Genomic DNA, 26,057 nt, shown 5'->3' with positions numbered 1-26,057 from the left:
GTAATCGGGTGATGTCCCGGTGGCGATTAGTCGATTGACCAGAAAAAGGAGTATTGATGAAGATGCATGCGACTCGAATGAGTCTTGCAGAAAAGGATCGTGTGGCATCGATTACAATGTTGAATACAACACTTGCATCAGCAACCGATTTGATGATGCAGTGCAAACACGCGCATTGGAATGTAAAGGGTATGACCTTTATTGCGATGCACAAGTTATTTGACGAAATTGCTGAACAAGTCGAAGAGATGGCTGATGTCTTAGCAGAAAGAATTACGAGTCTAGGTGGTACAGCTTTAGGAACTCTGAAGGATGTTGCTGAAAATACGCAGCTAAGGGTTTGTCCAAATACTATTTTTACTGTGAAAGATCATATAGGGCATCTTGCGCATAATATGGCTATTTTGGGTGAATACGTACGCGATAATATAATGGCATCGGAAAAAAATGGTGATATGGCAACCAGTGATATTTACATTGAGCTGGTCAGAATGCTTGATAAGAATTTATGGTTTCTTGAGGCGCATTTACAAGCGTAACTCTTTCGCATAGGAAGGCATAGATAATGCCTTACAAGACTAATACCGATTTACCAAATGATGGCTTCTTATAGTTGGAAAATGCCAAAATCAATGGCGAAAATAAAAGATTTTTTGTAATGGGGTTGCTGCAAATTATTGAGGTGCTAGTCTAGAATTATTGAGGTGCTAGTCTAGAATGAAATTTTGTAGGTTTAATTTTGAGGTGTGATATGAGCAGTTTATCAAAACTATTCTGTGCAATAGGTTTGGTTCTTTCGTTAACAGTTTTGGCAGTGAAAGGTGCGGTCACTATGAATGACACAATGGTTATATTGGAGATCCCAGAGGCTTTATATAATGGTCTTGAGGGTGCCGAGCTTAAGGATGGAGATGAAGTGCTTAATCACCTTATGACTAAAGCTCCTCGGTATAAAAATCAATTAGAACGGGTTGCAGAGCTGAATAAGACCAATGGTGGCCTTATTGTAGAGGTTTATCAATGTATGCGTGACTGCAATGCATTTTACATGAGGATTCGATTTAGTCGTCCAATCGGTGTCTCTGTTCTTGAACAGTATGGAAAGGTATTCGGATTAGACTATCATTTTCCATATCACTATGGTTGGCGTTTGAATCAAGGGCGTGGACAGGGATATGGTCTTGGTGATGGGCGAGGTCGTGGCCAAGGCCGAAATCGAAGGTAACAACTGAGGCTGTTTACCGCTAGTGTACATAGTGGCTGATTGTAATCTCCTTTTCCTTGGGAGAGCCAACTCATTTGGCATGATTTCCCTGATTGAGGCGTCCATTAAGCCGTTCTGTTGTAAGCCATACTTGCCTTTACAAAAACCCCCTTTTGCATGATACTATTGATATCCCTACTATGATATGAGATATCTACAAGTTTGCCTGATTAAAAGGATTTTTGTATGAAACAAGGTTTACACCCAGAGCTTCATGAAGTAACTGCTAGCTGCGCATGCGGCTATTCTTTCAAGACTTCATCGACAAGCACTGATATTGCGACCACTATTTGCTCACACTGTCACCCATTCTTTACGGGTGCCCAAAAGTTTATTGATACCGCAGGCCGTATCGAGAAGTTTGAACAGCGCTATAACAAGCAAAAACAGGCTGCACCTAAAAAACCCGCTTCTAAATCTAAGGCTGTCCCCAAGAAGAAGGCGAAATAGCTGAAAGGCCCGATCGTGGCTATTAACTGGACTGACATTGAAGCGCGGTATGCCGAGCTCTCTGAACAGCTCACGACGGCTACCCTATCTCGAGAAGACCGGGAAAAGATCCAAAAGGAATATGCCTTTTTGAGTGAGTTGATATCTGCCCATAAGCAGGTTCATGAGATTGAGCAATCTATCAAAGAACTTACAACGCAGATCAATGAAGAACAGGATTCTGAGCTCAATATCCTTTTTCAAGAAGAGGTTGCTACTCTTACGAGTCAGAAGCTTGATGTCCTCAATCGTATTGATGATCTTCTATTCCCGCCAGATCCCCTCAATGATCGCTCGGTCTTTATCGAAATTCGTGCCGGTGCTGGCGGCCAGGAAGCAGCGCTCTTTGCTGCAGATTTGCTGCAAATGTATATCAACTATGCCCAACTCAAGCATTGGCGAGTATCTGTCTCCAGTTTGAACGAAACTGACTTAAAGGGTATCAGGGAAGGAATTCTACATATCCAAGGTAAGGGCGCATATGGACATCTTAAGCATGAGGCGGGAGTACACCGTGTTCAGCGTGTTCCTAAAACAGAAACATCAGGGCGTGTTCATACCTCAACAGCGACGGTAGCGGTATTGCCAGAAGCTGAGGATGTTGATGTCCAAATTAATCCACAAGATCTTCGTATTGATGTATTTCGTGCTAGTGGTGCAGGTGGGCAGCATGTGAATACAACCGATTCTGCAGTTCGAATTACCCACATTCCATCTGGTGTCGTGGTGAGTTGTCAGGACGAGCGTTCTCAACACAAAAATAAAGCAAAAGCAATGAAGATCTTGCAGTCGCGTATCCTTGCATTCCAACAAGAAAAGGCGCAGCAAGAACGCAGTGCTCAGCGTAAAGAAATGGTTGGTACTGGTATGCGTGCAGAAAAGGTTCGTACCTATAATTTCCCACAAAATCGTGTAACTGATCACCAGGTCAATCTAACTCTTAAAAGCCTTGATCGATTTATTACCGGTGAAATGGATGAGGTAATTGACGCACTCATGCAAAAAGAAAAAGAAGAACGACGTAAGCACGCAAGTGCCTTAAAATCTTAAACTTGTATCGTTGTTATACTTACTATGAGCATGCTAAGTGCGAATCTCAAATTATGGGTGTGGCCGTTTACTAGCAATGGCACAATGGCGTCGGTAGATTGCACTACACAATAAAAGAAAAAAGAACGGCAAAGTAGTGTAAATATCTCTAAATCTTCAACAATATCTTTCGCCTTGTGCTAACCGCACAACACTTCTATACTCCATCTAATTCGTATCACTTTTTCAAAGCCAAAGGGTTTCTTTATGTCATTCTTTTCCTACATGACGGAGTATAACCGTTACATGAATATACTTGGTATCATGGTCATTTTGGGTGTTGCGTGGTCCTTCTCAAAAAAACGTTCTGCGGTGAACTTTAAACTTGTGGTTCAGGGTTTATTGCTACAATTTGTGTTGGCGTTTGTTGCACTTAAAACGAGTGTCGGTAAAAGTGTCATCGGTGTGATTGCTGACGGTGTATCAAGTTTGTATGGATTTGCGCAAGCAGGTGTATCATTTGTTTTTGGTGGAGTTGGGGATGGATCGTTGGGGGTTATTTTTGCTTTCCAAGTGCTTCCGATCATTGTTTTTTTTGGCGCATTCATGGCACTTCTATTTCACATTGGTATTGTGCAATGGGTAGTAAAGGGCATTAGTGCTGTTGTGCGTCCATTACTTGGTACGTCAGGATCAGAAACGTTGTGCGCAATATCGAATAGCTTCTTGGGACAAACTGAGGCCCCGCTGTTGGTAAAAAACTATCTTGCTAGCATGACCAAGTCCGAGATGCTTGTGGTGATGGTCAGTGGTATGGCAACGATTAGTGGTTCTATACTTGTTGTATTTGCAAGTATGGGTGTTCCAACTGAGCATTTGTTATCTGCCAGTGTCATGGCAATTCCTGGTTCGCTCATTATTGCTAAAATGTTATATCCTGAAACCGAACGATCTAAGACCGCAAAAGACGCGGATGTAACGTTTGAATCATCGGCCGGTAATGTCCTTGAGGCGATCTCGCAAGGGACAACGGATGGGATGTATTTGGCGCTGAATGTTGGTGCAATGCTGATCTCTTTCATTGCGCTGATTGCTTTAATTAATTCACTTCTTGCTTTGTGCTCAGATGGTATTGGTATGGCATACAATATTTTAGGCATAACAGCGGCTGTCCCTACATTGAGCTTGAACGCTATTTTCTCATATGTGTTTGCTCCGTTTAGTTATCTTCTTGGTTTTACCGGAGATGAAGCATTACAAGTGGGTGCGCTTTTGGGAACTAAGTTGACGGTCAATGAGTTTGTCGCATACGGTGAAATGCTCAAAACAACTTTGTCTGCTCGCACGATTTCTATCGTGACTTATGCGTTATGTGGGTTCTCGAACTTCTCCTGCATTGGCATCCAAATTGGTGGCATTGGCGTATTGGTTCCAAGTAAGCGCTCCTGGTTGAGCGAGCTTGGTCTTCGTGCGCTTCTTGGCGGATCGTTATCTAATTTACTTTCAGCAATGATTGCAAGCTTGTTTATCTAGAGATCTTGTTGTATTGGGCTATTGGATTATGTTACTTTTTGAAAAAGGAGAGTAGCATGAAAACTCTTTGTGCCATTGTGTTTGTTTGCGTTACTTTTGGTGTGGAAGCTGCGATTTTGCGGTCTATTACAAACGGATCCACGAGTGCTTCCATCTTATTTGAAGAGGGTGCGGTGATTCCTGCATACAAAGATTCTCCGAATCCTCATCTTGTTCCACCACGAGCATCCAGAGATGACCAATTGATTGTTGTTGATGCTGGTAACATGAGTATTGGTCGATATCTTCCTCTTCGCGTGACAGAAGATACATCATTAGCGGTTATATGTAAGGAGTATCGTATCTTTGCTAATGATGAAGGTAAAACCATCTTATTGCAGGTTAAGAAAGTTTGTGGACATGATGCTGACTTCATAACGCTTGAAGAACATACGATGGATCCTGAAGTCTGCTATGTTGATATTTCATTGAGCTTTGATAATGTTCTGGCTATGCGTGTTTTAAATGAAGAAGATATGCAGGAGCTCATACCTGCTTCTCAAGTGAAATAGTGTGTTTGATTAACCAATCAACGGTATTGTTGTGAACGATGCGCAAGCCTGCGGCCTGATATTCTAGTGCTTTGGTAGGACGAGCAACCCAGTTTACTGGTGATGCTTTTCTGAAAATTAATCCCACATCACATGCCGCAAGATATGTATAAATATCTTCATGTTTTGTGCTGATGATCTGATATGTCGTTTCATCGAGACGAGCCTTTCCTACAATGACTTTGCATGCCTTGGTATCATGGGTGAGCAATAAGAGAAAGCTATTAGGATATCGGTTATATGCGTCCTTAAAGTAATTGACGGTTTCTTCAAGGCATTGCCATGGCTTTGTTGATCCGTTGTAGCAGTATACGTGGGTTGTATCGGTGACTCCGAGTTCTTTTCTGATTTTATAGCGCCACGCAATTATGTCTTCTACGGGAATCGGGTCGGGAATGTCATAGCGAGCAATATCCATTTGTTCATACGGTGCGTGGTAGGTACTGATAAGATATTTGCACAAGGCAGGACTAACTGCCTCAATGTGCAGCTTAAGGCCATGAGCATAATCATGATAGACTTCGCGCTCTATTTCGAACAACTTACGAGCGCGCCAGTGATGGAACAGATTTCGAGATGTATGTGCCATTTTGTATTCTTCAGCTAAGATCCCACGAGCTTGAATAGTAAGGTGCTTGCATGCATTTTTATGCATGCTGTGAACACAGATCCATCCTGCTAATGGGCCTCGTGCAATCAGCTCATATTCGTTGTAGCGTCGCAAGAGTTGTTTTAATTTCCATACCGAATGCCACAAGCTGAATTTACTAAGGAAGGGTAATCGTTTTAGGTAAATAAGTTGTACATAATTACTTGCGCCACTCGCGAAAAAGGATGGTATTTTACAGGGACGTGCCCGTTCAAAACTAACAATGATAATCTTTTGGTCGGGATTTTTTTGGAGACGTTTGAGCAAAGGAGCAAGTACCTGGCTGTGGAAAACAGAATTCTTGATTCCGTCATAAACAACAAAGATGAGCGGCTGCATACAAGCGATCCTTTTCAATGACTCTACCTGATACAACGGCAATATAAGCCATTGTGTGGAGTCGTGACACTGTAGCATGTGCCTTGTTGAAAATCTATAGGTTGGTTTGTGGTTCTCTTTCTAAATGAGAAACGATAGAGGTATACTCAGCCAAAGTTCTTGTTAGGAAACAAAAGGGAGTGACTATGAAACGTTTGTTGCAAATAATAATTGTGGCATGTTCTGTTGCACATGTGGAAGCATCGTGGTGGGATCGGGTCAGGGATGCCGTTATGGAAAAAACGGAGCTTACGTTAGCAAGTCCTGATCTTATACAGGGCAAGGTGATCCCTCAAAAATTTACCTGTATTGGTAAAAATATTGCTCCAGCACTTGTATGGAGGGGTGTACCTCTACGGACAAAAAGCTTTATTGTTCTTGTTGAAGATCGCGATATCAAGAACAGGCCTGATGCCTTTGTTCATTGGTTAGTTTTTAATATTCCTGCAATGACCATGACGCTAGAACAGGGGGGCACTGCCCTTCCCAAGGAAGCGGTTCAAGGGAAAAATAGTTTTGGGACTATTGGGTATCGGGGTCCCTGTTCTCCATCGGGACAGATTCATTATTGTCACTTTTCTCTATACGCACTTGATACAATGTTAGACTTGCCAGAGGGTGCAACAAAACAGCAGGTTATGGATGCTGCGGGTGGTCATATCATTGCGTCAGACACGTTTACTAGAACATCTATGATGGGTGATCCAATTATTGATTAACGATGGGGAATAGTTATGAACTATGTAAAACCATTGGACCAGATTTCACTAAAAGATGTCAAAAAGGTTGGTGGTAAAAATGCATCGCTGGGGTACATGATCCAAACTCTCTCTCGCGAGGGGGTGTTGGTTCCGCATGGATTTGCACTTACTGCAGATGCGTATTGGTATGTGATAGAACACAATAAAATACTTGAGCAGCTTCAAAGCACCATGAAACCCCTCGCATCATCACATAATGTATCGGCGGTCAGAATTGCAGGTAAAAAGGCTCGCCGTCTCATTGAACAGGTGATGTTCCCAGAGGATTTAGAGCAAGAGATCACGGATGCATATCATGCATTGTGCAAGCAATATCATATGAAGGAGTGCGATGTTGCAGTACGATCTTCAGCGACAGCAGAAGACTCTCCCGAAGCATCATTTGCGGGACAACAAGAAACGTTTTTGAATGTGACTGGTGCTGAACATGTGATTCATGCATGTAAAAAAAGTATGGCCTCGCTTTTTACTGATCGTGCAATTGTTTATCGTCTAGAAAAAGGCTTTGACCATTTTAGTATGGCTATTTCTGTGGGTATACAGAAGATGGTGCGTGCGGATTTGGCGACATCTGGAGTCATGTTTTCGATTGATACTGAGAGCGGATTTAAAGATAGTGTTCTTATTGATGCGACCTATGGACTTGGAGAAATGTTAGTTCAGGGGAAAATTATTCCCGATGAATATTGTGTCTACAAACCAATGCTTGTACAAAAGAAGCAACCTATTGTGAAAAAGAAATTAGGTGCAAAAACAAAAAAATATGTGTATGCGAATCGTAGAGGATTTACAACGATTAAGCCTGTAGCAGTATCACGGCAAAAACAGCAAGCATTTTGTCTTACCGATACGCAGATCTTACAACTAGCAGAATACGCTATAGTAATTGAAAAAAGTTATACGGAAGCATATAAGCGTTGGATGCCTATGGATATTGAATGGGCGCAAGACGGAAGAGATGGAAAATTATATATTCTCCAGGCTCGACCTGAGACGATTCATAGTCAAAACAAGAAAGACGTAACCTATACGCGATATGAGCTTGAGAGTAAGCAACCTCGTATATTAGCGCATGGTACAAGTATAGGACAGGGAATTGCGACTGGCACTTCTCGAGTGATACGCAGCAGCAAACAGATGCACATAGTTAAACAGGGCGACATTATTGTTACTCGCATGACTGATCCAGATTGGGTTCCTGTCATGAAAAAAGCAGCTGCAATCATTACTGAAAGCGGAGGCGCAACGTGTCATGCGGCGATTGTTAGTCGTGAGTTGGGGATACCTGCGCTTGTTGGCGTTGAAGGTGCACTACAGAAACTTAAACAAGCAAAAAAAGTTACGGTTGATTGTAGTCAGGGTAAAACAGGGTACGTGTATCAGGGTGCTGTGAAGTTCATAAAAAAACAAATTGCCATCAAGAAGCTTAAAAAACCGCCTGTTGATATCATGATTAATCTTGGGGTGCCAGATCGCGCGTATGCACTGTCTTCGTTGCCGGTAGCCGGTGTTGGATTGGCTCGTATTGAATTTATCATTACCGACGGAATTAAAGTGCATCCAATGGCATTACTGAATATCAGCAAGATGGATGTGGTAACCCGTAAAAAAATTAATACTCTTACAGCGCCATACACGAGTGGTAAAGCATATTTTATTGAGCGGCTATCACAAGAGGTTGGCACTATTGCAGCCGCTTTTTATCCTAGGCCTGTCTTGGTTCGGTTTTCTGATTTCAAGAGTAATGAGTATCGCAATTTAATTGGTGGTGAATTTTTTGAGCCGATTGAAGCAAATCCAATGTTGGGGCTGCGCGGTGCATCACGATATTATAGTCCTTTATACAAGGATGCATTTGTACTTGAATGTGCGGCGATGAGGCGTGTGCGTGAGGTTATGGGATTTGATAACGTGCATGTCATGGTTCCCTTTGTGCGGACTGTCAAAGAAGCACGAGAAGTGCTCAAAATCATTGCAGCTCAGGGGCTCGAACGAAGTAAGATACAGAAGATCTTTATGATGTGTGAGCTGCCTGCCAATGTGCACGATCTCAAGGAGTATGTGCGATTGTTTGATGGATTTTCGATTGGTTCTAATGATCTTACGCAATTAACGCTTGGCATTGATCGTGATTCTGAATTGGTTGCGAACATTGACGATGAAAATAATACCGCAGTCCTTGCGCTTATGGAGCAAGCGATTGCCACAGCAAAACAAAGTAAATCGTACATTGGCATTTGTGGACAGGCGCCTTCTGATCATCCTGAGATAGCACGAAATTTAATCAAGTGGGGAATTGATTCACTATCACTCAATCCCGATGCTGTGCTAACTTTTTTACTCAAGAAATATTAATGCTTTTGTTGTATTTCTCTTCGTTTAACGATTGCAGATAAAAGTGGAAAATGTAGAGAGCTTTCCTCTTTGTTGTTCTGAAGAGATGTGCGATCGATTCTGCCAAAATGTAGACACTTGGTGCAGCGTCCCGATTTGGATGTTTTTTTGTACTGTTCACATGGACAGGTGCACCAGACTGGGTGTGGTTCTTTAAAGTCGGTTGGATATGCATCAAGATTTTCTAAAACTGTTACACCAGAACGTAAGCTTGGTTCAAGCTGCTCGTAATAGTTCTTGGCAACTTTTTTGGTATGGAAACTTGTATCGATACAGCCAATAGCACCATTAATCCTTGGTTGTATTATGATCGCCGTGAGCATCACTGTCATCAAAAGATGCTTCTTCTGTGCTTTCATCCCACTCTCCTTCTTTGGCTAGCAGCTTATTCTGTATTAAGGAAACCACTGTTCTTGAGTGCGTTTCATAGAATTCTTGGCTGAAGAGCTCGGGAGCTTCTGGATCAATGAGACCAACACAGGTTGGGCATCCAATTATACCGCTAATAAAGGTAATAACGAGTCCTAGACTCAAGCATTTCCCGTACTTCATTCCCTGGTCCCCTCATAACATGATGTTTTACTGGGCTCACTCTTAATGATACGAATAGATGTTTTCTAATAGCAATGAATTAATGGTAAACCACCAAAAGGCCTAGGCGACTAGCGGGTTTATTGGTCCAGGGTTGATCTAGAGCGTGTGTTCGATATGTTTAGTTGGGTCATAGATGAACGAATTAATCGTATCAAGATCCTTCAGGTATTTTTTGATGTGTGGTCCATAGAATTCGTCTTGGAGAGAAATTCCAATCGTTGCCTTAAGCCAGCCGAGCGGATTTCCGATATCGTAGCGTGTTCCTTGGACTTTGTATGCAAATACTTTCTCGTTGTTTTTCATCATGTGACTAATAGCATCGGTGAGCTGAATTTCTCCAACTGCGTACGGAGTGATCTCGTCGAGAGAGTTGAACACTTTATGTGAAAGTACATACCGACCGATGATGGCAAGATTTGAAGGAGCATCCTTTTTGGCTGGTTTTTCAACCAGATGTGATGCTTGATATAAATGTGGAGTGATTTGTTTTTTTACCGCAACGATGCCGTATGATGAGACACAATCTGCTGGGACTTCTTGCACTGCAATAACGGAGCCTTTTTCTTGACGAGCGATACGAATCAATTGCGCAAGTCCTGGTTGCCTGCCAATAATGATATCGTCTGGCAAAAAGACACCAAAATATTCTTTGCCAATTGCATGCCGTGCAAGGCTGACGGCATGACCGAGTCCGAGTGGATCTTGTTGGCGAATATAAGAAAACTGTGCATTTCGATTGATGCTACTCAAGGAAGAAAGAAAGCTTTCTTTGCCGCGTTCTTTGAGAATTAGTTCAAGTTCGTGTGAACCATCAAAGTGGTCCGCAAGTGATTCCTTGCCTTTTGATGTGATTATAAGAAAGTTTTTGATATCCGATGCGACACCTTCCTCGACGATCCATTGCAAGGCGGGACGGTCGAGAAGCGGTAGCATCTCTTTTGGGATTGCTTTTGTATACGGAAGAAAACGAGTTCCAAGACCAGCAGCAGGTATAATTGCCTTGGTAATTTCCATCATCATACTCCTTTAGATGATGCGCAACTCAGATGAACGTTTGACAGACTATCGAACCTAGGTCGCGAAGTCAAAACTGGCGTAAGAAATCGAGCTTGTTGGAATGAAGTAATCGAATGTCATTGATGCCATGTCGTAACATAGTAAGTCGAATAGTTCCGAATCCAAATGCAAATCCAGAGTACACATCAGGATCAATACCACTCATACGCAATACATTGGGATGTACTAATCCTGCGCCAACTGCTTCGATCCAAGTCGTTTTTTTACAGACGGAACATCCGGTTGTGCAGAATGGGCAGGACATATCAATTTCAATCCCTGGTTCTACGAATGGAAAGTATCCTGGCCGCACACGAGTCTTGATGCTTTTGTTTCTAAAGATTGCTTGTAAGAATGTTTCTGTGGTTGCAAACAAGTTCGCTACTGAGATGTTTTTATCAACGACAAGACCTTCTGTTTGTACAAACATATAGTCGTGTGATGCATCAGTTGCTTCGTGTCGATACACGCGTCCCGATGCAAGGATAGCAATCGGTGGCTGCTGCGATTCCATTGTTTTTATTTGAACTGTAGATGTATGTGTACGCATTAGTAGTCCAGGTACATCGATCCAGAATGTATCTTGCATATCGCGAGCTGGATGATCTTTCGGGATGTTGAGTGCTTCAAAGTTTCGATAATCAGTTTCTACTTCGGGACCTTCGGTAACCGTGAACCCCATTGAGATAAAAACGTTTTCGATTTCTTCGAGAATACTGGAATACGGATGTAGTGTTCCTGCTGATGGCTCTGATTTGTATGCGGTTACATCGAATTGCTGTGTAAGCTTTTCCTCATATGCATGCGCTTGTGATTCTAGGGTGATCTTCTTGGCGTCAAAAAGTTCTTGAGTCTTTTTCTTAAGCTCTTGTAGTAGCGGGCCGTAGGCGCGCTTCTCTTCGATGGGAAGCTGCTTGAAGATGGCCATGATATTTGCGATTGATCCATTCCGGCCCAAAAAGGTGATACGGATTTGTTCAAGCGCTTCTAGTGTGGTTGCTTGATCAAGGGCTCTCGAAAACTCCTTGTGTGTTGTTTCTATATCATGCTTTAAAGACGCCATAAGTTTTCCATAGTATTAAGGGTGGTCGTCGGATGCCAGAATGTCGTTTATCGTATCAGAGGATCCTACTGTTAGCAATCGTTGCTTTCCCCTTGTATAATGGATTTGCTCGTAAAATTTGTTGTTGAAAGTCGTAGTATGATTTTCCTGTTAATGATTTTGTCCCTTGGGATATTTTCAGATGTTATGTGCTCTGTGGCACATGATGAACGTCTAGCCTAGGCGGATATGGCGTTTATACCACATTAGTCCGCCGCTTGATGATATTGTTGAGTCATTGCAACGTTCTCTTACCAGTCCTTGCATCAAGAAGGGTAGTAGGGGGAGCTTGCGAGGTTCGTAGTCTAATGTCAGTTTCGTATTTCCGGAATGGCGATTTTTCCTTTATACTGGGCAAAAGTCTTATTTTTTTGGCGTAAATCATCAGGGTGGTTGTTATATGACTTTCGTGTCTCGTTTTATTTTCTTTGTGCTCGCGACTTTAGGGATTGCTTGCGCAGCAGCCAGGGACGTTGTGTCTAAACAAGATATCGTAGTGCTTCAGGAAGCTGCCGCTACTGCGCAAGTATCTGATGTTGGGGTGCAGAATAATTGGAAATTGTTGCGTTGGGTAATGGCATGTCGTGAGGGATTAACTGATATTCTCCTTATAGGTGGTGTTTTGAGTATATGCTCATTAATGTCTAAAAGATGCGATAGTACGCGGGTAAGACAAGATAGTGAGCGGCATCAAGATAGGCTTCTGGCTCCAGCTTCTCGTGTAGCCCCAGGATCAGGAGGTGAACGAGCAGCGGACAGTGAATCAGGTCCATCAGATATAGAAGATACAGATTTGTCAGATGAACTAGCGATGCAGCAATTTGAGCCGGAAGATGCGTTACCGTCGGCATGGCGTGACTTGGAGCTGTTTGGGCGTGCATTAGCTGGTGCTAGGGTAAGAGCCGATCGTGTCGTATTAGAAGGGCAACCGAATGAGTTTTTGATGGCCATTTTCATGCATACATTAGAAGCGGCGGCTGAACAGGACATTGCAGCACAAGCACCTGTACTGCCGGCTGGGCCTGCACAGCTTTCTGAAGCAGAACAGGTACGTTTGACACAAGCGCAGGATCGGGCAACGCGTCGGATTCGTACAATGCAAGGATTAGAGCAAGTATATCAAGCGGTAAATATGAGTAGGCGAGATATTAGAAAGTTGATTTTACATCCCGATCTGGATAACGAAGGTAATAGACTAGCAGAAATTTTAGGTGAATTAACACGAAGAGGCGTAGAGTTTCATGATGCTCAGGATCTTATCAGGAGGGCTGAGCAAGATGATGTGGGTAGGCAGAACCGCGAAGCGCAAGATCCTATTGCAAGAATATTCGAGGGGATGATTTCCACCGAGAGAGATACGGTAGCGGCTCCACGAAGAACCGATCATGGCTTTCAAGTTTTGGCAGAGGCTGACTTTCAGAGACTACGAGGAGAAGGTACTACTCTGGAGTGTATTCTTTGTGCGAACACGTATGATAACGCAAGCGATTTCCATGTAATACACAGGCCAGAACAAGGCGGCGATGCCCATGTTGTCTGTCACACCTGTGCTCCCGCCATAGCAGCGCGTCACCAATGTCCATTCTGTAGAGAAGGGGTGTAGGTTTGTGAGATATGCTATAAAGATCATTAGTTTCATACTGCTTTATTCTTCTGGAGTGTACGCCACGAGCTATCTCTTTTCCTCAAAAATAATCATAGAGCTTTCCAGTGATAAAGAGCCTCTTACACAGGAAGTGTGTGATCTTGTCGCAGATGTGTGTACGAAGCACAATATTGAATACCTAGAGTTTGAGCATGTATCTCCAGCGTTAAGCGCACGTTGGCATGATCCACATGAACCCTTTTTCATGATTGGATCTAGTAAGCTTGTCGTCAACCCCTCTGTATTGGACCTCTATAGTGTTCAGGAACAGTGGACATGTCTTGTGCTGGCGCTTACACAACTTCGACAATCAACAACGATGTCTGTAGTAGGCGGGCTGTTAGTGTTGCCACTTTTACATTGGTATGGCTTAAAGAAAAAATTCTTGTTTGTGGTGTGGCCGCTACTGGTGTGTGCAATGAATCGAGCAAGGGTTCGTTATGGAGATTATAGAATCGCAGCGGAGATTCAAGATGTCCCTGCATACTTGGCGTACCTAACAAGAAGAGCAATTTTAGCGGAAGAAGGGAAAAATCAATCTTGGCTCTTGACGCGTCTTTTATCGGGGCTTTATGGGCGAATGCCTTCATGGACGCAACGAGCACAATCACTACAAAGTTCGTACAAGTACCTACACCCAGAATCAACAATACATAGTGAATAGGAATGAATCATGTATAAACACTATCTAGGAATTCTTTTGTGTTTCATGTCATGTGCAGGACTAGATGCACATAGCGATATTACAACTCAGAATCAAGAACGATATGCAACGGAGAACCATGGCCGTTCATCATATCGTCTAGCTACGCTGGGTACCATCGTGACGGGATTGGGTATTGCTGCAGCAGCCTTATGGAGAAAGCGTGAGAACTTGCTTATGGTTGCTGATGAATCATCAGCGGTTACTAGAGGGGGGCGTGGTGAAGGGACTGTGGCTCAAGTTTATCCCCAGGCAATGTCTACAGGACAGCCTCGTCGCCATCCTAGACTAACAACAACCATAACCGCGAAAGGTGGCCATCAACAGGGTAAAACATTTACCCACGCAATCAGTGAGCGTTGTCCGTATTGCGCAGTGCATTTTGAGCGTGGTGGAATGCACTGGTGTGAATGTCCACAAAATGCTCAGTGGAATCAGGTGCGGCGGATGTGGGTTGAGGGAAGAACGCCCCAAGATATGGAGCGTTACCCTCACTTTATTTGTGATGATTGCTTTGCGCGTGGAAACAGAGAATGTGGTGTCTGTGCTTCATATTTGCTTCAATAAAGCTGTGTAATAGTTGATTATTTTTGTTCTATAGGTAGTATCTCAACCTTAAGTTGTTTTCTCCAAGCCGTGAAGGATCTGAGTATGAAAAAAAGCATGTTGGCATTGGTAGTTCTTACGACATATATATTCTCCCCGGTCCTTTTGGCGAAGGTAGAAGTGCGTACGGAAGCAGTGGATACGACTCGAGATCAACTTTTGGCCCTTTTTATGACTACCAGGAATGAACTTGGATTTGATGATCGATCTATTGACCTTACTATTTACACGGGAACGAATTGCCTTGGTCCGCTCGGTATACGTGTTGTGTCTTATAAGCATGCCATAAGAGTTGATGTTCATGAACAATTTATAAAGATGTTCAATGACCGAGAAAAGCGTGCGCTATTTGGTTACCTTTTAATTGCATCGATCAAGGGTATTGGGTTCGGCAAGGTGTGGTTAATAGGTTTTTTATCGGGAATCATGTCAAAAATTTTTATACTTGCAGTGACTCCAGGTCGTAATGATTTGGCAAAATTTGCGATTTCTCGTGCGGCTGTTCCTGGATATTTTCGCTATCGACGTCGCAAGCTCTTTGCCGAGACTGCAGCGGTGCTTGATAATACGCATGATATGATTAGCTGGATGAAGAAAGTTGAAGCTAAGGCATTTGGGGAGCCTCACAGAGATTATCATGGATTTACTTGGACCAATTTACTCATCAAGCTTCAATGTTTTCCATGGTTTTTGTTTAGTCGGCGCTGGCTTTCAGATGATGTCTATTATCCTCAACTAATCAACCATCTTAGGAACTCTAGATAAGGGGACGTGAGGGTATGGTGTCTTTATTGACAAAGGCACCATTATAGTCCATCTTTTTGCGTATATTGCGCATGTGCCGGGGTAGCTCAGTGGTAGAGCAGGAGCCTGAAGAGCTCTGTGTCGTTGGTTCGATTCCGACCCCCGGCACCATTTTTTTTCTTATCCCTTTTTTTCTTGGGCTGATTATACTATGGTGGTAGGGCGGTAGCGGTTGAAAAAGGAAGCTTCTGATATCGTTTTGCGGTCTGGAAGGTGAAGAGGAGCAGGAGAGAATGAAGCAACTCTTGTCTGAAAAATATACAGTCGCATGGTTCAAATTAGCTGAGTTCGTATCGCGGGGAGAAAAGGAGCGAGCTCTTGCTATGTACCGTCTTCTTGCTCATTCTCTTGATGATAAAGCATTTGTAGAACAGTTGCAGGGAGATATCCTTCTTTCGTTTCAAGATGTTACTGCATTTGATCATTACGTTGACGCTGCACTTCTGTACCAGAAGCAAGGTCGCATGAATGAAGCAATCGCTGTGTATGAACATTTAGTCATGTTGGAACCTGTCGATAAAGAAGCGGTTGAGCGTATGCTTGAGATCTATAGCGCTGGTCAGAATGAACCAAGATTAATACATGCAACCGAACGACTGATGCGTCTGCTCATGGAGAACCATCACTTTGAATTGGTGTCATGGTTGCTGCAAAAAGTCGATGGCACCGATTCTGTAAGCAAGTTTTCTACCGTGCATCAAGAACTGATTCAAAACTGGTCCAAAGAAAAACCAGGTATTACATCAGTACTTATGGTACATGTTACTAAACTGATTGATACCTATTTGCTTGCCAAACAACAACGACTGTTACAAACGTTCTTGACCATGCTCGAGATGGTTAACAAGCCCCTGTACACAGAAGCATTCAACTACATGCATCAGGGCAATGTAGCACTCTAATATTATATGGTTATTTGTGTAGCGATATGATGTGTGCGCAGCTTCTCTAGTGCTGCCTGGTCGACCGCGATTTTTTTCTTGGTTGTAATATGTAGTGTTTTGCCATTTTCTTGTAAACGAAGCGAAAGTGGAATTTTCCCAGGTGTAACAACGTCACTGAGTTCCTTGAGCGCTCCAGCAACATTATGCACAGGAAGTGTCAACGTGACCCGTTCAATCGATGGCCACTGTTCAAAGAACAGCTCTGCTGGAACAAGATCCGTTGCCTTAATTTTGCACAAATGTGGCGAACTTAAATCGATAGCACCTTTGACAATGAACACATGATACTGTGTTAGCCAGACTTCTACCTTTTTAAAAAGACGTGGGAACAGAACGATCTCAGCCTTGGAGGTTTGATCCTCCAATTGTATGAACGCCATGCGATCACCTTTTTTAGTGGTGATAGTGCGCGATGTTTTGAGTAGTCCACCACCACATACCATTGGCTCCTTGTTACCCATATATGTTTGTGTTTTTTGGAGTGTGGTTGCAAATGATGAAAGTGATAACCAAGTAAAATACTGCTTATACGAATCAAGTGGATGCGCGCTTAAATAGAACCCAACGACTTGTTGTTCTTTTTCCAACTTGGTTTTGTTATCCCATTCTGGTAAGGCTTGGTAAGCATATGCTTCTTTTATGTGCGAGTTAGCCTGTTGTATTGGCATTTCAAATAAACCCATCTGTCCGGTCTCGGCAGATTTTTTATGTGCGCTTGCACGATCGATTATGAGTTGGAGTTCATTCATCTGTTGTGCGCGATTTCCTGCCAGATCATCAAAAGTTCCAGCACAAATGAGGCTTTCGATAACACGTTTATTTGCTGTTCGTAGATCAATTCGTTTGCAAAAATCCAATAAATCAAAGAATGGTTCTTTATCTCGTTCTGCGATAATATTTTCAAGTGCTGTAAGTCCAACGTTCTTGATGCCACGTAATCCAAAGATAATTTTTCCAGTTTCGACATCAAAATCAATGCGTGAACGATTGATCGATGGCGGTAAGATTGGAATATTCATATCTTTTGCTTCTTGAAGATAGAAGGACATTTTTTCTGCGTGCGTTGCTTCAAGAGAGATCAGACACGCCATGAACTCAGGTGCGTAGTTTGCTTTTAAATATGCTGTTTGGTATGCAATGGTTGCATATGCAGTCGAGTGTGATTTGTTGAAACCATATCCTGCAAAATATGCCATCAAATCAAACAGTTCTCCGGCCTTCTTTTCATCAAAACCTCGTTCAACGGAACCCTTTAAAAAGAGTTCGCGTTGTTGTGCCATGACTTCGACCTTCTTTTTCCCCATTGCTTTCCGTAGGATATCTGCTTGCCCGAGCGAGTATCCCGCAATGGCGGATGCAATTTTCATGACCTGTTCTTGGTACACAATGACGCCGTACGTTTCGCGTAATACCGGTTCCAGTTCGGGAAATAGATACGTGATCTTTTGTCGGCCGTGTCGACGAGCGATAAAATCATCAACCATGCCCGACCCCAATGGTCCTGGTCGGTACAATGCATTGACTGCAATGATGTCCTCGAATTTCTCCGGTTGCAATTTGCGTAACACTTCTTTCAAGCCATCAGACTCTAATTGGAATACTCCTGTTGTATTCCCTGCACAGATCAGTTGGAATGTTTTTTCATCATCAAGCGGTAGCTTGTCGATATCAAGTTGGATATTGTAGTTTTTTTCAATCAACGCCAATGCGTTTTTGATGAGTGTTAAGTTTTTTAATCCCAACAAATCAATCTTTAAAAATCCAATCGATTCTAGTTCTGTCATTGCATACTGAGTTACCAATTCGGTTGTTTTTGGTGGAACATAGACGGGTAACATTTCTGCAATAGGATCAGGTGAGATCACAATACCAGCTGCATGCTTTGATGCATGCCGTGTTAGGCCTTCAAGCCGTTTTGCAAGGTCAAACAGTTTTGCAATTGTTGGGTTACTATCGATCAATTCTTGTAGCCGAGGTTCTTGTTCGAGTGCTTCATTTAATGAGATCTTTAATTGATCTGGAATCATACCCGTGATCATATTGGAGTCTTCAAAAGGAATCCCTAAGACACGGGCAACATCTTTAACTACACCCTTAGCCATCATGGTTCCAAACGTGATGATCTGACAGACTTTGTCGTGTCCGTAAAAATCACGAATGTATTGAATAACTTTTTCACGACCTTCAATACAAAAATCAATATCGATATCAGGCATTGAGATTCGTTCAGGATTTAAAAACCGTTCAAACAGGAGGTTGTATTCAATTGGGTCAACGTTTGTGATTTCGAGTGTCCATGCAACAAGCGATCCCGCAGCCGATCCTCTGCCTGGCCCGACAGGAATGTCGTTACGACGTGCCCACATGATAAAGTCACTTACGATCAAAAAGTAGCCTACAAATCCCATATTGATGATCAGCTTCATCTCTTCATCGAGCCGATCCCGATATGCTTGAAGATTATGTTTTGGAATACGACCGTTGGTAATCAACGTCTCCAGACCTGTTTGGCATAATTTTGTAAAGTATGATTCTGGTGTGTGTTCTTCTGGAATTGCGAAATCAGGAAAAAAAAGTTTGCCAGTTTCAAACTCAAAGGAACATTGGTCGGCAACAAAACCAGTATTCCACACAACCTCTGGATTATCAGGAAATGCTGCAAGCATCTCCTCAACAGTGCGCATATGTACGCGTGCATCACCGAACGAAAAACGATCAGGATCAGTTATTTTGTGATGTGTTTGAATACACAACATCACTTCATGTGCTTCGCGGTCTTCGCGTGTTAGATAATGGCAATCACAGGTAGCAATCACTTTGAGATTTTTTTCTTTTGCTAACTCAAGCAATTGCATATTTAATGCATGTTGTTCTTGTGCTTGTTCACTACGTTCAAAGACAACATCGGGAATCTTTGCGGGTTGCACTTCAAGAAAGAATCGATCCTGGCCAAATATGTCAATGAACCAATCTATTTTTTCTAATGCTTGTTCACGATTACCTTGTTTGAGTAATTGTGGAATGTGCCCGCCAAGACACGCAGTCGACGCAATGAGCCCATCTGAATGTTGTTTTAGTAATGCATAGTCGATACGTGGTTTAAAGTAAAAGCCGTCCTGGTATGAGTGTGCGATAAGCTTGCACAAATTTTTGTAACCGTGTTCGTTTTGCACAAGTAACAGGAGATGATAATACTTGTTATGTGCTGATTTAACACTGATATCCTCGGTGAAATATGCTTCTATGCCAAGGATTGGTTTAATTCCCGCTTTTTTACACAGTTGAAAAAATTTTACTGCACCAAAGATGTTGCCATGGTCAGTGATGGCAAGTGATTTTAGACCTTGCTCTTTGGCGAGTGCGACAAGTTTGTCCAAGCGATTGGCACCATCAAGCAGAGAGAACTCTGTATGAAGGTGAAGATGGGTGAACTGTGTATCCATGCTATACGATATTTTGTGTTTGCTCGCGGATTTTTTCTAACTCAACTTTTATTGTTACAGCTCGTTCACTTAAAAGAGCACTTGATGCTTTTGCTGCAATTGTGTTTGTTTCGCGAGCTAGCTCTTGGAGGATAAAATCGAGATGTTTTCCTTTTTCAACTTGAGCTGACGAGAATACCTTGTGAAGTGTTTTTAGGTGACTTTTGAATCGAACAATTTCTTCGTTGATGTCGACCTTATTAAGTTCGTAATACATCGTCGAACGATGATTGTCTGATTCTTTTGAATCGCTCTTATTCAGTTCATGCAGCATATGTGCTATAGACTCTTTTTTCTCTGCCATAATTTTTTCTGCATGGGTCTCAATATCAGTAATCGCTTCTTGAAGGATGGCATGGCGATCTTCGAGGTCCTTAAGCATGGCATCGCCTTCTTGTTGACGACGTTCAATGAGCTTGCGTAAGAGATCGTGAATAATATCCTGAATTTTTTCAGTCACTGACTGATCGAGCCCTTGATCATGGATGCTCAATACATTGGGTAGTTGTAGTAAGGTAGATACAGTAAGATCACCAGGGATATCAAACGCTTCTTGTAATGCATTTGCTGCATCAATATATGCCTCTGCAACTGACATACTTGGCTGGATCGGCCCGCGCAGTAAAGTTTGGTTGTTTGCCGTAACTGAAAAGAACACATGGCCACGCTTGAGATGTTTTTTGAGAAGTTGAATCAGATCGGTTTCCATCGACGAAAGCGCGACTGGCAGTTTACATGTACACTCAAAGAATCGTGAGTTTAGAGACTTTAACTGAAATGTCAGATCAACGGTTTCATCATTGGGCAGGGAGAGTGTTACGGTTTTTGTTGCAAAACCGGTCATACTTTGGATCATTCTTTTCCTCGATTATTCTAGATTTGTATACACGTTTTGCACGTCATCTAAGTCTTCAAGGCCACTCAAAAAGTCCATGGCCGTCTGTGCGTGCTCATCAGAGAGTGATAGAGAATTTTTTGGTACCCACTCGAGCTCCGCATGTTCTACCGCGCGTCCAAGCTGCGTCAACACTTGCCGAATTTTATCTAACGATGTTGGCGCACAGTATACAATGTAAGTTCCGTCATCAATCGTGATATCACTAACATCGTAATCAATCAATTGTTCCATGAGTTCGTCTTCAGTGATGTCAGTTGCAGGACCTTTAAGGACGCCTTGCTTTTCAAACATCCAGCTAACAGCGCCTGATTCGGCAAAAGTTCCGTTTTGCTTGGAAAAGAAATGACGGAGTTCTGCAACAGCCTTGTTTTTATTGTCAGTCAACACATCAACAAGTACTGCTATATTGTGTGGGCCATATCCTTCATACATGCATCGTTCATACGATATTCCGGGTAGCTCTCCAGTCCCGCGTTTGATGGCGCGGTTAGCATTATCTTGAGGCATGTTGATTTGCTTGGCCTTTTCAAGCAATAAACGGAGATGGGCATTGCTGGTAGGATCACCGCCGCCAGTACGGGCAGCTACAGTAATTTCCTTGATCAGCTTTGTAAATTTTTTCCCACGCTTAGCATCGAGCGCGGCCTTTTTATGTTTTATGGTTGCCCATTTTGAATGTCCTGACATGGAGGACTCCTATGAAGGGAAGACGGTTGTCTGTCCGAAAAATTTTCTTTGTAGATAAGGTAACGTTTTGTACGGAATCTGTCGACCTCGTGGAGTCTTTTCGAGATAACCCTTTTGCAAAAGGAATGGCTCATATACTGTTTCGAGCGTCTCTTTATCTTCGCCGATTAGGGATGACAATGTTTCCAAGCCAACTGGCCCACCATTGAAGTTGTTGATGATTGTTTTGAGAAATTGGTTGTCTACTTTGCTGAGCCCATCATTATCAATACCAAGAAATGAAAGAGCTTCTTGAACAAGCGCTGCATCGGCATTGGGTTTGTTTTGTACCTGTGCGAAATCTCGTACGCGTCGCAGAATCCTTTTAGCAATACGTGGAGTGCCGCGAGCACAGGCGCCGATCATTAAGGCGGCTTCGCTTGATAGCTTAAGCTCGAGAAACCTGGCACTTTGTATAACAATCTCTTGTAGTTCATCAGGAGTATAGAAATCAATGCGTTCGCTGATTCCAAACCTGCTACGAAGTGGTGCTGATATCATGCCTGCTTTGGTTGTTGCCCCAATAAGTGTGAACTGGTTGATAGGTAGGTTAACTGATTTTGCGCCAGCGCCTTGGCCGATGATGACATCGACACGAAAATGCTCCATAGCGCTATACAGGACCTCTTCTACATTGGACGCAAGTCTATGAATTTCATCGATAAAAAGAATGTCGCGTGGTTCGAGTCCTGACAGCAGGGCAACGAGGTCACCAGTTCGCTCTAACATGGGACCACTACATATCTTGATACCCACGCCCATGACGTGGGCCATGATTTGAGATAGGGTTGTTTTACCGAGTCCCGGGGGGCCAAAGATAAGCATGTGATCGAGCGCTTCTTTTCGCATTTGCGCAGCTCTTGTATAGACGCTTAGCTTTTTTTTTAGTTCGCTTTGGCCTAGGTAGTCGTCGAATGTTTTAGGAACGAAATCATGCGAGGTTTCTTCGGTTGTTTCTCTGAGTGAAAGAAGATCAAGTGATTGTAATTCTTCCATAATGGAGATCATTTCCCTAGGCTTAGTGACGTGGTACTCTATGTGCCAATTAGTGAATACTACCGTAACGTAACCGTATTGGAAAGTTCTTTCTATGCAGAAACGTTTTCTCCTTATTGTGGCTCTGACAAGTTGTAGCCTTGTTGCCGATTCGCCCGTATCGTTTGAAGAAAAAATGTATGAACAATCACATCGCTGCAGCATCTGCGGTTCATGTGTTTCTGATGGTTCTGTGATGGTTCCCTTGGGATGTGGGCATAAGGTCTGCAGGTGTTGTTTCCAGAATGGCTTTGAGACAGCGTTAGTCTGTGCGCTCTGTGCAAAGAGGGCACGCAGCGAAGAAGAGCTAGCAGCTCTTGATGAGTCACAAGTAACACCAAGCCGCTGGAAGCGGTTTGTGGGCGGGACCATTATCATTTTTGGAGTTGCGCTCTCAGCTTGGGCGTGGTCATCCCGTGCTCATGTTTCAGAATAAGTAATCCTCTTTTCGTAGGACGCCACAAGATATCTGGTTGACACAACCAGCGCGCAAGTGTATCTGAGCATAAGTGTGACTGAGGCTTTTGCGAATTTGGTACAGTGCAATCAAGAATAAAATTTCCTGGTTTATGTTCCAATATAAAAACGTCGAACTATGATTCCGTTAAGCCAGCCAAGACTTGCCAATGTGATCCATGTGTGACTAATGCCATAGCTCATGAGTGGCAACGGAATACCAACAATGGGAAGTAATCCGATGACCATACCAACATTAATGAGTGTAGAAAGTCCTATGTGTGTTAGCAAACCTGTGGCGAGTAATAATTCGAAAAATGGTAGTTCACGAATCACAAGCAGCAGATGAATAAACAGTATGAGATAAAGTAATAGGAGAATGCATGTGCCAACAAATCCCCACTCTTCTGCAACCACAGAAAAGATAAAATCAGTTCTGCTTTCTGGCAAGAAGGCAAGTTTGTTTTGTGTTCCTTGTAAAAATCCTTTACCTGTTAAACCACCAGATCCAATCGATATTTTTGATTGTTCTATTTGGTATCGTTCATTTTTACTATCACCGTATCCAAGAAACACAGCAATGCGTTTTTTTTGATAATCTTTCAACATATTCCACGATAATGGCGCAGAGACAAGAAAAAGAATGAGTCCGCCGATAAAGAACCAGCGTGATAGTCCTGCAATCCAGAACATTAGCATGCCAAGAGCAAAGATAATAATAGCAGTTCCGAGATCAGGTTGTTTTAAAACAAGGAACGTGCTGATGCAGAGCACGATGAGTGGCGTTGTAAAATCTTTCCATGTAAACGATGGGATATCTTTTTGTGTATAAAAATAATACGTGATAAATGCAGGAAGAAAGAGTTTTACGAGTTCCGATGGTTGGAACTTAATAACACCTAAATTGATCCAGCGCTGAGCTCCCATGCCGATACTGCCTTTGATAATCGTAAAAGCAAGCAAAATGAGCACGCCAAAGTACATAAAGTAACCAAATCGGGTCAGGCTTCGGTAATCAATAGAGGCAAACACAAAGTACACAATCAAACCTGTGCAAAATCCAATCAGTTGTTTTTTGAAAAAGAGGGAATAGGGTTGTTCCGGTCTGTATGTTGCACTAAATACAAATAATAGACTTAGGCATGCCAGTAGTACCGTAATACCAAAGCTTAGCCAATCAAAGTATCGAAAATAACGACGATCAATAAACATAGACTCGCACTCTACTCAACCGTTCATGTGTGGTGTGAGTATAGTAGAACTTGGTGCAAAAGGTAATGGTAATATAGTACGTCGCTTGAATCGGGAGGGAGTAGTGAGCACCGTGGGATTATCCTTAGATGCTTTTTATTAACTGTTTTGTATGTGGTAAAATTACCTCCACGAGAGAATTCTATGGCGGGAGCTTGTTATGGATATGAGATGCTTGTCATTCTTTGTTTGTATGATATGGGCATTGCCTGTAAATTCTATGCATCCTGAGGAAAATGATGCGATGTTTGAGTTATTGTCCCAGCAGACAGACCAACTGATCGAAGATTATGTACAAGCAAAACTTCAGTATGACATGGATGGAAAAGCTGAGCTTGAGCTTCGCTGTATCAAGTTGTCTCTATTGCTTCATAAATTGATGTTGCGTTCTCAGGGTGATGTTTTTCGTACGAGGGTTTGCTGGCGAATGCAGCAAATAGCCGTCATGATATGGTCTGATGAACCCGGTTTTGCAATACATGGGAGGGATCGCAGTCTCGGTGGTAGGATTTTCCAATCCGTCATCGAAAAACAGTACTGTGAACAGTTGCGTGCTGTTTTGAATTCTGTGCCGAAGCAGCCTGGTACTGCTGTACTTGCTAAGAGTGCTCAGTGTTATTCTCTCGGGGTTGTCCATGCAATTAACAATAATTTACGTTCTTCAAAAACATTGTTAGAGCCGAGATGTATGGTGACACGAGATGAGGTTCGCAGGAATCGTGAACGTTATGAACGTCAGCGTGATGAGATTGAACGTGAAATCGAGAGACCAAAGTAGTCGTTAAAAGATCTTGGATCGATAAACATATAACTTCCTTCGCATTTATTGCTTTAACATACACATACTTTGTGATGCGCGAAAGAAGAAGAGATATTATTTATTTATCGATTGGCAGTTCGGGATATTTATCTTTCCATTTTAAACAGTAGCCATACATTGCTGCCGATGGTGGCATGTCTGCATATTCTATATAAATTCTTGATTTAAATGCACCTCGTTCAGCAATTTTTTCTTGTCGATATTTCTCGATTGAGTTTTCTGAAACGTTGTTTTCCGATAAAATAGCTTCGTATATTTCTTTTACTTCAGCGAGTTCTTCTATGAGGATGTCTTTGGAAAATTTGTTTGATTCTACTTCGATAACGTCTTCTGATTTTTCTACAAGCATATCAAAGATTCTCTCAAGATACTCTTCTTGTGATGATATTTCGTATTCGCTATATATAAAAGATTTAAAGGTGCCACGTTCAACAGTCTTTTCTTGTCTATACCTCTCTATCGAGTTTTCAGAAGTATCGGTTTCCGATAAAATAGCTTCATATACTTCTTTCACATCAGCGAGTTCTTTTATGAGTTCATCTTTTGTTTGTGCTTCGATAACTTCTTCTGATTCTTCTCTAAGCTTAAGCTTGAGTTCCCAAAAATATTCTTTACCTGATAGTATTTTGTATTTTGGGATACAGTTTTGAGCCTTTAACCTATCGAGTGTTTTATCTCGGCATAGTTTGTTGTACTGAAATCGTTTCATGATGTGCCTAGTGTTTATTAATTAAGTAATGGGATTATTATAATTAATTGAATCAATCGCGCCAAGTTCACAAATTGATTTTGCTTCTTGTATAACGTGTTCTATTTTCGTGGTCCTCCGCGTGATGAGCTTGTCTTAT

Annotated in this window: 26 protein-coding genes and 1 tRNA gene; 16 read left to right on the top strand and 11 right to left on the bottom strand. The window is 42.5% G+C overall.

Annotated features, from left to right (window positions below):
* Window positions 1-56: 56 nt before the first annotated feature.
* The 6 genes from dps (at window position 57) to JW872_03975 (ending at window position 4,866) form a co-directional block, all read left to right on the top strand.
* Window positions 57-539 carry a DNA starvation/stationary phase protection protein Dps gene (gene dps / locus JW872_04000; protein ID MBN1549795.1) on the top strand — a complete coding sequence of 161 codons (483 nt, stop codon included), beginning with the start codon at window positions 57-59 and terminating at the stop codon, window positions 537-539.
* A gap of 212 nt (window positions 540-751) precedes the next feature.
* Complete coding sequence (locus JW872_03995; protein MBN1549794.1) at window positions 752-1,225, top strand: hypothetical protein; 474 nt, start codon at window positions 752-754, stop codon at window positions 1,223-1,225.
* A gap of 225 nt (window positions 1,226-1,450) precedes the next feature.
* Window positions 1,451-1,714, top strand: a complete 264-nt coding sequence (rpmE, locus tag JW872_03990) for a 50S ribosomal protein L31 (GenBank protein MBN1549793.1) — start codon at window positions 1,451-1,453, stop codon at window positions 1,712-1,714.
* A 15-nt stretch (window positions 1,715-1,729) separates the two neighbouring features.
* Window positions 1,730-2,803 (top strand): peptide chain release factor 1, encoded by a 1,074-nt coding sequence (gene prfA, locus JW872_03985; protein MBN1549792.1) that lies wholly within the window; start codon window positions 1,730-1,732, stop codon window positions 2,801-2,803.
* Window positions 2,804-3,088: 285 nt separating this feature from the next.
* Window positions 3,089-4,315, top strand: coding sequence for a hypothetical protein (locus tag JW872_03980; GenBank protein MBN1549791.1), 1,227 nt, complete (start codon window positions 3,089-3,091; stop codon window positions 4,313-4,315).
* Window positions 4,316-4,371: 56 nt separating this feature from the next.
* Window positions 4,372-4,866 carry a hypothetical protein gene (locus JW872_03975; GenBank protein ID MBN1549790.1) on the top strand — a complete coding sequence of 165 codons (495 nt, stop codon included), beginning with the start codon at window positions 4,372-4,374 and terminating at the stop codon, window positions 4,864-4,866.
* Here JW872_03975 and JW872_03970 read toward each other — a convergent pair.
* The gene (locus JW872_03970) at window positions 4,841-5,893 is read right to left on the bottom strand and encodes a hypothetical protein (GenBank protein MBN1549789.1); all 1,053 of its coding nucleotides are present in this window, start codon (window positions 5,891-5,893) and stop codon (window positions 4,841-4,843) included. The genes JW872_03975 and JW872_03970 overlap by 26 nt on opposite strands.
* A gap of 185 nt (window positions 5,894-6,078) precedes the next feature.
* On the opposite strand from JW872_03970, the gene JW872_03965 reads away from it, so the two are divergent.
* Both JW872_03965 and ppsA read left to right on the top strand, forming a co-directional pair.
* Entirely contained in the window at window positions 6,079-6,651 is a 573-nt protein-coding gene (locus JW872_03965; GenBank protein MBN1549788.1) for a YbhB/YbcL family Raf kinase inhibitor-like protein, read from the top strand.
* 15 nt (window positions 6,652-6,666) lie between these two features.
* A complete protein-coding gene (gene ppsA, locus JW872_03960; protein MBN1549787.1) occupies window positions 6,667-9,048 on the top strand; it encodes a phosphoenolpyruvate synthase in 2,382 nt (793 codons plus the stop codon).
* On the opposite strand, the gene JW872_03955 is transcribed toward ppsA, so the two are convergent.
* The 4 genes from JW872_03955 to pheS form a co-directional block, all read right to left on the bottom strand.
* Window positions 9,045-9,446: a hypothetical protein gene (locus JW872_03955; GenBank protein MBN1549786.1), complete on the bottom strand. Its 402-nt coding sequence runs from the start codon at window positions 9,444-9,446 to the stop codon at window positions 9,045-9,047. The genes ppsA and JW872_03955 overlap by 4 nt on opposite strands.
* Window positions 9,376-9,639 (bottom strand): hypothetical protein, encoded by a 264-nt coding sequence (locus JW872_03950; GenBank protein MBN1549785.1) that lies wholly within the window; start codon window positions 9,637-9,639, stop codon window positions 9,376-9,378. Before JW872_03950 ends, JW872_03955 begins: the two co-directional genes overlap by 71 nt.
* A gap of 138 nt (window positions 9,640-9,777) precedes the next feature.
* Window positions 9,778-10,695 carry a UTP--glucose-1-phosphate uridylyltransferase gene (locus JW872_03945; GenBank protein MBN1549784.1) on the bottom strand — a complete coding sequence of 306 codons (918 nt, stop codon included), beginning with the start codon at window positions 10,693-10,695 and terminating at the stop codon, window positions 9,778-9,780.
* 70 nt (window positions 10,696-10,765) lie between these two features.
* Window positions 10,766-11,800 (bottom strand): phenylalanine--tRNA ligase subunit alpha, encoded by a 1,035-nt coding sequence (gene pheS, locus JW872_03940; protein MBN1549783.1) that lies wholly within the window; start codon window positions 11,798-11,800, stop codon window positions 10,766-10,768.
* Window positions 11,801-12,239: 439 nt separating this feature from the next.
* Here pheS and JW872_03935 point away from each other — a divergent pair, with 439 nt between their 5' ends.
* From JW872_03935 to JW872_03910, 6 genes are all read left to right on the top strand, one after another.
* A complete protein-coding gene (locus JW872_03935) occupies window positions 12,240-13,442 on the top strand; it encodes a hypothetical protein (protein ID MBN1549782.1) in 1,203 nt (400 codons plus the stop codon).
* Window positions 13,443-13,446: 4 nt separating this feature from the next.
* On the top strand, window positions 13,447-14,148 hold the full coding sequence (locus JW872_03930; GenBank protein ID MBN1549781.1) for a hypothetical protein: 702 nt from the start codon (window positions 13,447-13,449) through the stop codon (window positions 14,146-14,148).
* A gap of 9 nt (window positions 14,149-14,157) precedes the next feature.
* Entirely contained in the window at window positions 14,158-14,754 is a 597-nt protein-coding gene (locus JW872_03925) for a hypothetical protein (protein MBN1549780.1), read from the top strand.
* An 84-nt stretch (window positions 14,755-14,838) separates the two neighbouring features.
* Complete coding sequence (locus JW872_03920) at window positions 14,839-15,558, top strand: hypothetical protein (GenBank protein MBN1549779.1); 720 nt, start codon at window positions 14,839-14,841, stop codon at window positions 15,556-15,558.
* 75 nt (window positions 15,559-15,633) lie between these two features.
* Window positions 15,634-15,708 (top strand) — tRNA-Phe (locus JW872_03915).
* A gap of 122 nt (window positions 15,709-15,830) precedes the next feature.
* The gene (locus JW872_03910) at window positions 15,831-16,499 is read left to right on the top strand and encodes a hypothetical protein (GenBank protein MBN1549778.1); all 669 of its coding nucleotides are present in this window, start codon (window positions 15,831-15,833) and stop codon (window positions 16,497-16,499) included.
* 2 nt (window positions 16,500-16,501) lie between these two features.
* On the opposite strand, the gene dnaE is transcribed toward JW872_03910, so the two are convergent.
* Genes dnaE through ruvB form a run of 4 tightly spaced genes read right to left on the bottom strand, consistent with a single transcriptional unit; the run spans window position 16,502 to window position 22,655 of the window.
* Window positions 16,502-19,984, bottom strand: coding sequence for a DNA polymerase III subunit alpha (dnaE, locus tag JW872_03905; protein ID MBN1549777.1), 3,483 nt, complete (start codon window positions 19,982-19,984; stop codon window positions 16,502-16,504).
* A 1-nt stretch (window position 19,985) separates the two neighbouring features.
* Complete coding sequence (locus tag JW872_03900; protein ID MBN1549776.1) at window positions 19,986-20,879, bottom strand: YicC family protein; 894 nt, start codon at window positions 20,877-20,879, stop codon at window positions 19,986-19,988.
* Between the two features lie 12 nt (window positions 20,880-20,891).
* Entirely contained in the window at window positions 20,892-21,608 is a 717-nt protein-coding gene (locus JW872_03895; GenBank protein ID MBN1549775.1) for a YebC/PmpR family DNA-binding transcriptional regulator, read from the bottom strand.
* A 9-nt stretch (window positions 21,609-21,617) separates the two neighbouring features.
* Window positions 21,618-22,655 carry a Holliday junction branch migration DNA helicase RuvB gene (gene ruvB / locus JW872_03890; protein MBN1549774.1) on the bottom strand — a complete coding sequence of 346 codons (1,038 nt, stop codon included), beginning with the start codon at window positions 22,653-22,655 and terminating at the stop codon, window positions 21,618-21,620.
* 82 nt (window positions 22,656-22,737) lie between these two features.
* Here ruvB and JW872_03885 point away from each other — a divergent pair, with 82 nt between their 5' ends.
* A complete protein-coding gene (locus JW872_03885) occupies window positions 22,738-23,118 on the top strand; it encodes an E3 ubiquitin protein ligase (protein ID MBN1549773.1) in 381 nt (126 codons plus the stop codon).
* Between the two features lie 131 nt (window positions 23,119-23,249).
* On the opposite strand, the gene rodA is transcribed toward JW872_03885, so the two are convergent.
* Window positions 23,250-24,350 carry a rod shape-determining protein RodA gene (gene rodA, locus JW872_03880; protein ID MBN1549772.1) on the bottom strand — a complete coding sequence of 367 codons (1,101 nt, stop codon included), beginning with the start codon at window positions 24,348-24,350 and terminating at the stop codon, window positions 23,250-23,252.
* 199 nt (window positions 24,351-24,549) lie between these two features.
* Here rodA and JW872_03875 point away from each other — a divergent pair, with 199 nt between their 5' ends.
* Complete coding sequence (locus JW872_03875; GenBank protein MBN1549771.1) at window positions 24,550-25,167, top strand: hypothetical protein; 618 nt, start codon at window positions 24,550-24,552, stop codon at window positions 25,165-25,167.
* Window positions 25,168-25,267: 100 nt separating this feature from the next.
* Here JW872_03875 and JW872_03870 read toward each other — a convergent pair whose 3' ends face one another.
* The gene (locus JW872_03870) at window positions 25,268-25,918 is read right to left on the bottom strand and encodes a hypothetical protein (GenBank protein ID MBN1549770.1); all 651 of its coding nucleotides are present in this window, start codon (window positions 25,916-25,918) and stop codon (window positions 25,268-25,270) included.
* Window positions 25,919-26,057: the final 139 nt, after the last annotated feature.

The sequence above is a fragment of the Candidatus Babeliales bacterium genome (genome assembly GCA_016929235.1).
GTDB lineage: Bacteria > Babelota > Babeliae > Babelales > JABCYS01 > JAFGJD01.
The sequence above is the reverse complement of the archived record's forward strand: the minus strand, read 5'-3'. Positions and strand labels throughout refer to the sequence as shown.

Bases quoted from the DNA above. Each gene is read 5' to 3' on its own strand.
- JW872_03995 (MBN1549794.1), top strand. From the start codon at position 752: ATGAGCAGTTTATCAAAACTATTCTGTGCAATAGGTTTGGTTCTTTCG.
- JW872_03950 (MBN1549785.1), bottom strand. From the start codon at position 9,639: ATGAAGTACGGGAAATGCTTGAGTCTAGGACTCGTTATTACCTTTATT.
- JW872_03965 (MBN1549788.1), top strand. From the start codon at position 6,079: ATGAAACGTTTGTTGCAAATAATAATTGTGGCATGTTCTGTTGCACAT.
- JW872_03920 (MBN1549779.1), top strand. From the start codon at position 14,839: ATGAAAAAAAGCATGTTGGCATTGGTAGTTCTTACGACATATATATTC.
- rodA (MBN1549772.1), bottom strand. From the start codon at position 24,350: ATGTTTATTGATCGTCGTTATTTTCGATACTTTGATTGGCTAAGCTTT.
- JW872_03925 (MBN1549780.1), top strand. From the start codon at position 14,158: ATGTATAAACACTATCTAGGAATTCTTTTGTGTTTCATGTCATGTGCA.
- JW872_03980 (MBN1549791.1), top strand. From the start codon at position 3,089: ATGAATATACTTGGTATCATGGTCATTTTGGGTGTTGCGTGGTCCTTC.
- JW872_03875 (MBN1549771.1), top strand. From the start codon at position 24,550: ATGGATATGAGATGCTTGTCATTCTTTGTTTGTATGATATGGGCATTG.
- rpmE (MBN1549793.1), top strand. From the start codon at position 1,451: ATGAAACAAGGTTTACACCCAGAGCTTCATGAAGTAACTGCTAGCTGC.
- dnaE (MBN1549777.1), bottom strand. From the start codon at position 19,984: ATGGATACACAGTTCACCCATCTTCACCTTCATACAGAGTTCTCTCTG.
- JW872_03910 (MBN1549778.1), top strand. From the start codon at position 15,831: ATGAAGCAACTCTTGTCTGAAAAATATACAGTCGCATGGTTCAAATTA.
- JW872_03945 (MBN1549784.1), bottom strand. From the start codon at position 10,695: ATGGAAATTACCAAGGCAATTATACCTGCTGCTGGTCTTGGAACTCGT.
- JW872_03895 (MBN1549775.1), bottom strand. From the start codon at position 21,608: ATGTCAGGACATTCAAAATGGGCAACCATAAAACATAAAAAGGCCGCG.
- JW872_03955 (MBN1549786.1), bottom strand. From the start codon at position 9,446: ATGAAAGCACAGAAGAAGCATCTTTTGATGACAGTGATGCTCACGGCG.
- ppsA (MBN1549787.1), top strand. From the start codon at position 6,667: ATGAACTATGTAAAACCATTGGACCAGATTTCACTAAAAGATGTCAAA.
- ruvB (MBN1549774.1), bottom strand. From the start codon at position 22,655: ATGATCTCCATTATGGAAGAATTACAATCACTTGATCTTCTTTCACTC.
- JW872_03885 (MBN1549773.1), top strand. From the start codon at position 22,738: ATGCAGAAACGTTTTCTCCTTATTGTGGCTCTGACAAGTTGTAGCCTT.
- dps (MBN1549795.1), top strand. From the start codon at position 57: ATGAAGATGCATGCGACTCGAATGAGTCTTGCAGAAAAGGATCGTGTG.
- JW872_03935 (MBN1549782.1), top strand. From the start codon at position 12,240: ATGACTTTCGTGTCTCGTTTTATTTTCTTTGTGCTCGCGACTTTAGGG.
- JW872_03870 (MBN1549770.1), bottom strand. From the start codon at position 25,918: ATGAAACGATTTCAGTACAACAAACTATGCCGAGATAAAACACTCGAT.
- pheS (MBN1549783.1), bottom strand. From the start codon at position 11,800: ATGGCGTCTTTAAAGCATGATATAGAAACAACACACAAGGAGTTTTCG.
- JW872_03970 (MBN1549789.1), bottom strand. From the start codon at position 5,893: ATGCAGCCGCTCATCTTTGTTGTTTATGACGGAATCAAGAATTCTGTT.
- JW872_03975 (MBN1549790.1), top strand. From the start codon at position 4,372: ATGAAAACTCTTTGTGCCATTGTGTTTGTTTGCGTTACTTTTGGTGTG.
- JW872_03900 (MBN1549776.1), bottom strand. From the start codon at position 20,879: ATGATCCAAAGTATGACCGGTTTTGCAACAAAAACCGTAACACTCTCC.